The sequence below is a fragment of the Campylobacter sp. MIT 12-8780 genome (assembly GCF_006864535.1).
Classification (GTDB): Bacteria; Campylobacterota; Campylobacteria; order Campylobacterales; family Campylobacteraceae; genus Campylobacter_D.
This window is the reverse complement of sequence record NZ_QHLL01000002.1, coordinates 237,393-246,179: the sequence shown is the minus strand read 5'-3', so window position 1 is coordinate 246,179 and position 8,787 is coordinate 237,393. Positions and strand designations below refer to the sequence as shown.

Genomic DNA, 8,787 nt, shown 5'->3' with positions numbered 1-8,787 from the left:
TATATTGTTTGTTATTTTCAATTTATTGTTTTTAAAAATGAAAAAGCATTATATCAAAAAAAAAAAAAACGAAAGGGGGAGTTGGGGAGTTTTTGTGAAAAGTTTGGGGAAAGATAAATAAATTTGAAAAAGTTTTGAATTTAAGCTTGATTTTGATAGAATTTATAAATTTTTTACACAAAAGAAAGGCTTTGTATGCTTTCAAACCTAATTTGCAAATATAAAAACGGCAATTTAATCTTACAAATCTTCATCGGCATCATCGCTGGTGTGCTTCTTGGGGCATTCTTGCCTGAGTTTGTGCCTTATGTCAGTATTTTGGGCGATTTATTTATAGGAGCTTTAAAGGCTATCGCGCCTATTTTAGTATTTATACTCATAGCAACCTCTCTTTGCACCAAAGACTTTTCTCAAAGCAATCACAAAATGAAAAATATCATCTTTTTATATATCATCGGCACTTTTTTAGCTTCAGCAAGTGCTGTTGTTATAAGCTTTGCATTCCCTGTTGAGCTTGTTTTAAACGGAGTTGAAAAGGCGAGTAATTCTTCGCCTGAAAGCATAGGTATGGTTTTTAAAGACTTGCTTTTTAAGATCGTTGATAATCCTATCAATGCCCTTGCAAATGGCAACTACATAGGCATTTTAACTTGGGCTATAGCCTTTGGTATGGCGATGAAACATTGCTCAGCTCACGCTAAAGAGCTATTTGTTGATATCAATCATGGCGTTTTAAAGATCGTTAAATTCATCGTCAAACTTGCTCCTTTTGGTATCTTTGCTTTAGTGGCTCATTCTATCGCAAGCACTGGCGCAGCTGGCTTAATCAGCTACTTAAAGCTACTTGTAGTGCTTGTTTTGACTATGTTTTTTGTGGCTTTTGTCATCAATGCTCTCATCGTTTTTATCGTTACGAAAAAAAATCCTTATCCACTCATCTTTATCTGCCTTAAACAAAGTGCGGTTTTTGCCTTTTTCACACGAAGTTCAGCTGCAAATATCCCTGTAAATATGGCGCTTTGTGAAAAGCTTGGCGTGGATAAAAACTTATATGGAGTTTCTATCCCCTTAGGAGCTACGATAAATATGGCTGGAGCAGCTGTAACCATAGCCGTTTTAAGCCTTGCAGCAGCTCATACTTTGGGCATACATATCAGCCTTTTTGAAGCTATACTTTTAAGTATAATCGCTACTTTTGCAGCGTGTGGGGCTAGTGGAGTAGCTGGAGGCTCTTTGCTTCTTATCCCTCTGGCTTGCTCTTTGCTTAATATTGACTATGATATCGCTATGCAAGTGGTGGCTGTAGGCTTTGTTATAGGCGTGATACAAGATAGCGTTGAAACAGCCTTAAATAGCTCAACTGATGTGCTTTTTACGGCGATTTGTTCTCAAAATGAGCTGAATTTAAAGATATAGGAGAAGCTATGAGACACCTCATCACGACAAGGGATTTTAGTAAGGACGAGGTTTTAGAGCTTTTTAAGCAAGCAAGTGAATATTTAGATGAAAAGCCTAGAGCTACGCTTAAAGGCAAGAGTATCACAACTATCTTTTTTGAAAACTCTACGCGCACACTTTCTTCTTTTGAAACAGCGGCAAAAAGACTTGACGCTAAAGTTTTGCGTCTTGATGTTTCAAGATCAAGTTCAAGCAAGGGCGAAACTCTCTTTGATACAGCTGCAAATTTAGACGCGATGAATCCAAGTGCCATAGTGGTGCGTCATCAGCACTCTGGAGTGCCTGCTTCTTTGGCAAAATATGTTCATTGCCCTGTTTTAAATGGAGGCGATGGCAAGCACGCTCACCCTACTCAAGCCCTGCTTGATCTTTTTACTATCATGAAAGCATATAATGGCGAGGTAGAAAATAAAACTATCATTATCGTTGGAGATATCAAAAACTCAAGAGTAGCTGCTTCAAATATAGAGCTTTTGAGTCGTTTTGGCTTAAAGATCATCTTAGTTGCCCCACCTCATTTTATGCCAAATATCAAGCTTGAAAAAACCTATAAGCTCAAAGACGCCATAGATCAAGCTGATATTATCATGAGTTTAAGAACGCAAACTGAAAGACACCAAAAACAAATGTATGGCTCTTTAAAAGATTATGCAAATGATTTTTGTATCACTAAAGAACGCATTAAAGATAAAAAAGTCATCATCTTACACCCTGGACCAGTGCATAGAAATATAGACATTAGTGATGAAGTATTAGCCGATCCTCGTTCTTTGGTTTTAAAGCAAGTCAAACACGGCGTAGCCATTAGAATGGCGGCTTTAAAAAAACTTATCTTAGAAAATGAATAAAGGAAAAATGATGAAAGAAAATTGGAATTTAAAAGATTTATTTAAAACTGAAAATGAGCTTGAAAAAACTATACAAGAGACGCAACAACAAAGCAAAGCTTTTAAGCAAAACTATGAAAACAAGCTTGAAACGCTTTCTTATCAAGACTTTGAAAAAGCCATAAAAGAGTATGAAAGCCTTTTAATCAAACTTGGTAAGATCATGACTTATGCATATTTGAACTTTGCAAGCGATACAAGCAAGGGTAGCTTTTTAGCAAAATGTGAAAATGAATGCAAGCAAAGTGAGGAAAATTTACTCTTTTTTGAACTTGAGTTTTGCGAACTAAATGAGACAAAAAGCAAAGAATTTGCAGCTCGCTTAAAAGAATATAGCTTTTATCTCAACAATCTTTTAAAAAACAAAAAACACAAACTCAGCCAAAAAGAAGAGCGAATCATCTTAAATCTTTCTAACACTGGAGCACAAGCCTTTTCAAGACTCTTTGATGAAAGCCTAGCAAGACTTAAAATCCCTTTTGAAAACGAGCTTTTAAGCGAAGAAGAAATACTTTCTAAAATGTCAAATGCGGATAGAAAAGTGCGTAAAAAGGCTGCAAAAGCCTTTAGCAAAGTGCTTGAAAAAAATGCCCCACTTTTAACTTATATCTACAATATGATAAAAACTGAAAGGGCAAGCATTTGCAAGCTAAGAGGCTTTAAAAACGCCGAAGAATCAAGACATCTAAGCAATCAAATTTCACAAAATAGCGTTGATGCGCTTATAAACTGCACAGAAAAAAACTTTGATCTAGTGAGTCAATTTTATAAAAAGAAAAAGCAAATTTTGGGCTTTAAAACATTAAAAGATTATGATAGATACGCTCCTATTGGCAAGGATATTAGTATGGAGTTTAGCGAGGCAAAAAGCATAGTTTTAAAAGCTTTTAAGAATTTTAGCCCTACTTTTTTTGACATAGCTAATGAAGCTTTTGAAAAAGAATGGATTGATATTTACCCAAAAGAAGGCAAAAGAGGTGGGGCATTTTCTCACTCAGCTACGCCAGATACGCACCCTTATGTTTTGCTTAATTATACCAAAAAAAGACGCGATCTTTTTACTCTTGCTCATGAGCTTGGACATACCATACATCAAAAACTTTCTTATAATGTAAGCTATCTTAATCAAGACACACCCCTAACTACAGCTGAAACAGCTTCAGTTTTTGCTGAAATGCTTGTTTTTGATCTCTTAAAAAAAGAGCTGAAAAAAGATGAGCTTATAGGGCTTTATGCAGCAAAGATTGAAGACATTTTTGCCACGCTTTATAGACAGATCAATTTTACCACCTTTGAACGCAGGATTCACGCCCACGAGGATGAACTTAGCACAGAAAAGATCAATGAAATTTGGATGCAAGAAAGCAAAAAAATGTTTCAAGATAGTGTGATTTTAGGAAAAAGATATGCTTCTTGGTGGTCTTATATCCCACATTTTATCCATAGTCCATTTTATTGCTATGCTTATGCTTATGCGCAACTTCTTGTTTTGGCTTTATATGGACTTTATAAGAGCAAGAAATGCGAAAATTTCACCCAGCTTTATATCAAAATACTATCTTTAGGAGGTAGCAAAGATCCAAAAGAGCTTATTGGCATGTTTGGCTTTGATATAGAAGATAAGCATTTTTGGGATATAGGCATAAAAGAGATAAAAAAACTTGTTGATGAATTTATGGAGCTTGAATGAAAATAGAAAATTTCCTTGCTAATGCTGATTTTGTAAAGCTTATGCAAAAACATTGCTTTGAGATTATCAAAAGCTTAATGGCTCAAAAAAGTGAATTTGGCGTAGTTGCAAAGACAAAATTTATCGATTTTGATCCACCTTTGCCCGAGCATTTAGATCTTAAAAAAAACCCTTATGCTTTATTTGCTTTGGCTGGTTATACCTTTGAAAGTATTGAGCTTGATGAAGAGCAAATCACCTTTCACGCTGGTTTTGGACTTGATGACTTTGCTACTTTTGTAAGTATTGATCTAGGAGCGATCACGCAAATTCAGATCGAAAACGATGTTGTTTTTGTGAATTTTTCTCATTATGAAAGAAAAAAAGACGATAAAGAACTCACTCAAAACTCGATCAATATCTTTCTTAAAAATCCAAAAAACAAAGCCAGCCTTAAAAAATGAAACTCTTTGAAGGGCTAAATGAAAGCCAAAAAGAAGCTGCAAGCCATCTTGAAGGAGCTATGCTTATCCTAGCTGGAGCAGGCTCTGGAAAAACTAAAACTATCACCACTCGCCTAGCTTATCTAATCGATGAAGTAGGCATTGACGCAAGCCAAAGCCTAACTTTAACCTTCACAAACAAAGCTGCAAATGTGATGAAAAGTAGAGCCTTAGCACTCATTCAAAAACAAAAGCTTGCTAGTCCCTTGCTTTGCACTTTTCATAAATTTGGGCTTTTATTTTTAAGGCTTCATATAGAAAAACTTGGGCGCAAGAATGATTTTTTAATCATTGATAGCGAGGATAAAAAACGCATTGTAAAAGAACTGGTTAATGAAGATAAAAAGCTTTCAAGCACAACTTTGAGTGCATATATCTCAAAGCTTAAAAACGAAGCTACAAGCGTGGAGGATTTTTTTAAAGACTTAGAACTCCTTAAAAACCAAAATCCAAACCCAGCCGCTCTTGAAGAACTCGCACGGGTGTATAAACTCTATGAGGCTTTTTTACTGCAAAATAATCTTGTGGATTTTGATGATTTATTGCTTTTAACAAGTCAAATTTTAAATGCTGATGAAGTCTTTAAAAAAGAGCAAAGTAGGCATTATCAATACATAATGGTTGATGAGTATCAAGATACAAATGCCTTACAATACGCCATCTTACAAAGTCTTTGCGCAACACATCAAAATATAGTCGTTGTGGGCGATGATGATCAAAGCATTTATGCATGGCGTGGAGCAAGGATAGAAAATATTTTAAATTTCCAAAAGCAATTTGATAAGGTTAAGCTCGTTAAACTAGAGCATAATTACCGCTCAAGTTCTCAAATTCTAAAAGCTGCAAACACCTTGATAGCCAACAATGAAACAAGGCTAGGAAAAACACTCATCAGCACCAAAGATGAGGGCGAAGAAGTGCAAATCATAGAAAATTTTGATGAAAAAGCTGAAGCTAGTTATATCGCTTCAAAGATCAAAAAACTTCTCTTACAAGGCATAAAAGCAAGCGAAATCGCCCTACTTTACAGAGTAAATGCCCTTTCTCGCTCACTTGAAGAAGCTTTTATGCGCGAGAAAATCCCTTTTAAGATACTTAGCGGAATTCGTTTTTATGAAAGAGCTGAGATTAAAGATATGATCTCTTATCTTAGACTTATTCACAATCCTCACGATGACTTTTCATTTAAACGCATTATCAACCGCCCAAAACGAGGCTTTGGCAACAAGGCTTTAGAAAAACTTGAAAATTTAGCCAAAACTCAAAAAATCTCGCTTTTTCAAGCCTTACAAAGCACACTTGATACGAATTTTTTCAGTGCAAAGCTCAATGAAGAATTAAAAAAATTTGCAAATGAACTTCAAGGCTTGCGTGAATTAAGCCAAAACACAGATTTAAAGACTTTATTTGCAAGTTTTGAAAAAAGCTTTGGCTTAAAGGAGTATTATGAAAACCTCATTGATGGCGAGGATAGAGTGCAAAATATGGACGAGTTTTTTGCTAGTCTTAAAGAAAAAGCAAGAGATTATGAAAGCCTAGATGATATACTCAATGAAATTTCTTTGCTTAGCGATCAAGATGATTTGGAAGGTGAAAGTGTTTTTTTGATGAGCATACACGCAAGCAAGGGGCTTGAGTTTGATTATGTTTTTATCATAGGGCTTGAGGAAGGCTTTTTTCCTTTACAAAATGACATAAACGAGCTTGAAGAAGAGCGAAGGCTTGCGTATGTAGCCATCACAAGAGCTAAAAAAGGCTTATTTTTAAGCTATACTCACTCAAGATTTTTTAGAGGCTCAAGAGCACAAATTCACAAAAGTAGATTTTTAGATGAAATCACAAATGAAAACAAAGATAAAAAAGAAGAGCCAAAAAATGCCGAATTTAAAAAAGGCGATTTAATCAAACACAAAATTTTTGGCATAGGCAGGGTTATAAGCGTATCAAATAAAGGCGAATTAAAACTTGGTATAAATTTTGGCGGTATAGAACGCACCTTGCTTGCTTCTTTTGTGGAAAAAATTTCATGAATAAACTTTTTGTAGCATATAAACCAGCAAATATTAGCTCAAACGCCTTTTTAAGCACCTTAAAGAAAAAATACAAAGTCAAAAAAGCAGGCTTTTCAGGCACGCTTGATCCCTTCGCAAAAGGTGTTTTAATCATCGCTTTTAACCAATACACCAAACTCTTCCGCTTTTTAGACAAAACACCCAAGCGTTACAAAGCGACAATCTGGCTAGGAGCAAGCTCAAAAAGCCTTGATAAACACAACATCACAGAATTAAGCTTGCCTTTAGCCTTTAGCAAAGAGCAGATCAAAAACGCACTTATCAAAGGCGAGCTTGAGTTTATCCCACCGCAATTTAGCGCAAAAAGAGTGCAAGGAAAAAGAGCTTATGAGCTTGCCAAAAGAGGCGAAAAAGCTGAGCTTAAAACATGCAAAATGTATATTTATGAGTGTAAAATGCTGCATTATATGCACCCTTTTTTAAGCATAGAACTTAGTGTTAGTGAGGGTGCGTATGTGCGTTCATATTGTGAGATTATCGCTTCAAGGCTTGGCGTAAAAGCTACTTTAAGCGCACTTGAAAGGCTAAGTGAGGGAAAATTTGTATATAATGATGAAAAAAGCTTAAATGTGCTAGAATACTTAAATTTAAAACAAAACTCGCTTTTGGATATAAATAAGCTTGAAAATGGCACAAAAATCAGTCTTGATGAGCTTGAAATTCAAGATGAAGGCGAGTATTTTATCGAGGATAAAGACTTTTTTAGTGTGATTGCTATCAAAGATAAAAAGGTAAAATATCTTTTAAATAAGGTGGAAAAATGTTGATTTTATCAAGAAAAGAAAATGAAAGCGTACAAATTGGCGAGGATATAGAAATCAAAATCATTCAAGTGAGTAAGGGCTATGTTAAGATAGGCATAGAAGCACCAAAGTCTTTAATGATACTAAGAAAAGAGCTTATCGCACAGATTAAAGATGAAAACCTACACTCTATCATCAGCTCTGATATCAAACTTGATGATCTGAGTCAAAAGTTAAAGCAAAGCAAATGAAAGCATACGCTAAAGCAAATCTTTTTTTAAAACTTGTTGGACTTGATGAGAGAAATTATCATCTTTTGCACTCTCGTTTTATCTTACTTGAAGATTTTTTTGATGAGCTTTTTTTAAGCACTGAAAAATCAAAAACCGGCTTTGAGCTTATCAGTGATTTTTACTGCGAGGATAATATCATTTTTAAAGCTTTTAACGCCCTTTGCAAGGCTGGCTTTAAAAATGAGCTTGAAGAATGCTTTAGCAAACACAGCCTCAAACTCATCAAAAATATTCCTCAAGGTGGGGGACTTGGCGGAGGAAGTAGTGATGCAGCTTGTTTTTTAATGCTGATGAATGAAACTTTGAATTTAAAAATTCCTCAAGAAAAACTTATGCAAATTGGCTTTTCTTTAGGTTCTGATGTGCCGTTTTTTTTAAGTCAGTATAAATGCGCTCATGTCAGTGGCACGGGGCAGTTTATCACAGAGTTTGAAGATGATTTGCCAAAACTTGAGTTTATTTTTCCAGCTATAGAGTGCAAAACCCCTTTGATTTATCAAGAATTTGATCACAATCCACATGATTATAAAGCCAATGAAAAGCTTGCCTTAAAGCTTCTTACGCTTAAAAATCATGAGCTTTTTGAGTATAAAAATACAGAGCTTAATGATTTATTTACTCCTTGTATAAATTTGTATCCTAAAATGCTTTCTTTTATGCAAGAAAACTTTTTTTTAAGTGGTAGTGGAAGTAGCGTATTTAAGGTGGTTTGATGAAGATTATTGCGCGCAATAAAAAGGCTTTATTTGATTATGCCATACTTGAACGTTTTGAAGCTGGAGTGGTGCTTAAAGGAAGTGAAGTTGTGGCTTTAAGGGCTGGCAGAGCGAATTTAAAAGATTCTTTTGTAAGAGTGATTAAGGGCGAGCTTTTTTTACTTAATGCTCACATTGCTCATCTCAGCACAACAAATTCACATTTTAAACACGAAGAAAGAGGAGCAAGAAAGCTTTTAATGCATAGAAAACAAATCGACAAACTTTTTGGCAAGGTCTCACAAGATGGCTTAACCTTAGTCGTTTTAGAGCTGTATTTTAACGCTAAAAATAAAGTCAAAGCAAGCCTAGCCTTAGCTAAGGGCAAAACCTTGCATGATAAAAGAGAAGTTTTAAAGAAAAAACAAGCTGATCTTGAAGCAAGAGCAGCTTTGAAAGGGATATAA

9 protein-coding genes are annotated in these 8,787 nt (G+C 35.1%); all 9 read left to right on the top strand.

Translation table 11 applies throughout. From position 1 onward, the window contains the following. Positions 1-195: 195 nt before the first annotated feature. Genes sstT through smpB form a run of 9 tightly spaced genes read left to right on the top strand, consistent with a single transcriptional unit; the run spans position 196 to position 8,787 of the window. Positions 196-1,416, top strand: coding sequence for a serine/threonine transporter SstT (sstT, locus tag DMB95_RS02660; protein WP_142930806.1), 1,221 nt, complete (start codon positions 196-198; stop codon positions 1,414-1,416). An 8-nt stretch (positions 1,417-1,424) separates the two neighbouring features. Beyond that, a complete protein-coding gene (locus DMB95_RS02655) occupies positions 1,425-2,306 on the top strand; it encodes an aspartate carbamoyltransferase catalytic subunit (RefSeq protein ID WP_142930805.1) in 882 nt (293 codons plus the stop codon). A gap of 10 nt (positions 2,307-2,316) precedes the next feature. Continuing rightward, positions 2,317-4,035: a M3 family oligoendopeptidase gene (locus DMB95_RS02650; protein ID WP_142930804.1), complete on the top strand. Its 1,719-nt coding sequence runs from the start codon at positions 2,317-2,319 to the stop codon at positions 4,033-4,035. Then, the gene (locus tag DMB95_RS02645; protein ID WP_185906675.1) at positions 4,032-4,478 is read left to right on the top strand and encodes a hypothetical protein; all 447 of its coding nucleotides are present in this window, start codon (positions 4,032-4,034) and stop codon (positions 4,476-4,478) included. The genes DMB95_RS02650 and DMB95_RS02645 overlap by 4 nt, the downstream gene beginning before the upstream one ends. Then, on the top strand, positions 4,475-6,547 hold the full coding sequence (locus tag DMB95_RS02640; RefSeq protein WP_142930803.1) for an ATP-dependent helicase: 2,073 nt from the start codon (positions 4,475-4,477) through the stop codon (positions 6,545-6,547). The genes DMB95_RS02645 and DMB95_RS02640 overlap by 4 nt, the downstream gene beginning before the upstream one ends. Further along, positions 6,544-7,356: a tRNA pseudouridine(55) synthase TruB gene (gene truB / locus DMB95_RS02635; protein ID WP_142930802.1), complete on the top strand. Its 813-nt coding sequence runs from the start codon at positions 6,544-6,546 to the stop codon at positions 7,354-7,356. Before DMB95_RS02640 ends, truB begins: the two co-directional genes overlap by 4 nt. Then, the gene (gene csrA / locus DMB95_RS02630) at positions 7,350-7,583 is read left to right on the top strand and encodes a carbon storage regulator CsrA (protein ID WP_137632183.1); all 234 of its coding nucleotides are present in this window, start codon (positions 7,350-7,352) and stop codon (positions 7,581-7,583) included. The genes truB and csrA overlap by 7 nt, the downstream gene beginning before the upstream one ends. Then, complete coding sequence (locus DMB95_RS02625) at positions 7,580-8,338, top strand: 4-(cytidine 5'-diphospho)-2-C-methyl-D-erythritol kinase (protein WP_142930801.1); 759 nt, start codon at positions 7,580-7,582, stop codon at positions 8,336-8,338. Before csrA ends, DMB95_RS02625 begins: the two co-directional genes overlap by 4 nt. Beyond that, the gene (gene smpB, locus DMB95_RS02620) at positions 8,338-8,787 is read left to right on the top strand and encodes an SsrA-binding protein SmpB (protein WP_137632181.1); all 450 of its coding nucleotides are present in this window, start codon (positions 8,338-8,340) and stop codon (positions 8,785-8,787) included. The genes DMB95_RS02625 and smpB overlap by 1 nt, the downstream gene beginning before the upstream one ends.

Coding starts and splice junctions, on each gene's coding strand:
- DMB95_RS02650 (WP_142930804.1), top strand. CDS start 2,317: ATGAAAGAAAATTGGAATTTAAAAGATTTATTTAAAACTGAAAATGAG.
- csrA (WP_137632183.1), top strand. CDS start 7,350: ATGTTGATTTTATCAAGAAAAGAAAATGAAAGCGTACAAATTGGCGAG.
- DMB95_RS02645 (WP_185906675.1), top strand. CDS start 4,032: ATGAAAATAGAAAATTTCCTTGCTAATGCTGATTTTGTAAAGCTTATG.
- smpB (WP_137632181.1), top strand. CDS start 8,338: ATGAAGATTATTGCGCGCAATAAAAAGGCTTTATTTGATTATGCCATA.
- truB (WP_142930802.1), top strand. CDS start 6,544: ATGAATAAACTTTTTGTAGCATATAAACCAGCAAATATTAGCTCAAAC.
- DMB95_RS02655 (WP_142930805.1), top strand. CDS start 1,425: ATGAGACACCTCATCACGACAAGGGATTTTAGTAAGGACGAGGTTTTA.
- DMB95_RS02640 (WP_142930803.1), top strand. CDS start 4,475: ATGAAACTCTTTGAAGGGCTAAATGAAAGCCAAAAAGAAGCTGCAAGC.
- sstT (WP_142930806.1), top strand. CDS start 196: ATGCTTTCAAACCTAATTTGCAAATATAAAAACGGCAATTTAATCTTA.
- DMB95_RS02625 (WP_142930801.1), top strand. CDS start 7,580: ATGAAAGCATACGCTAAAGCAAATCTTTTTTTAAAACTTGTTGGACTT.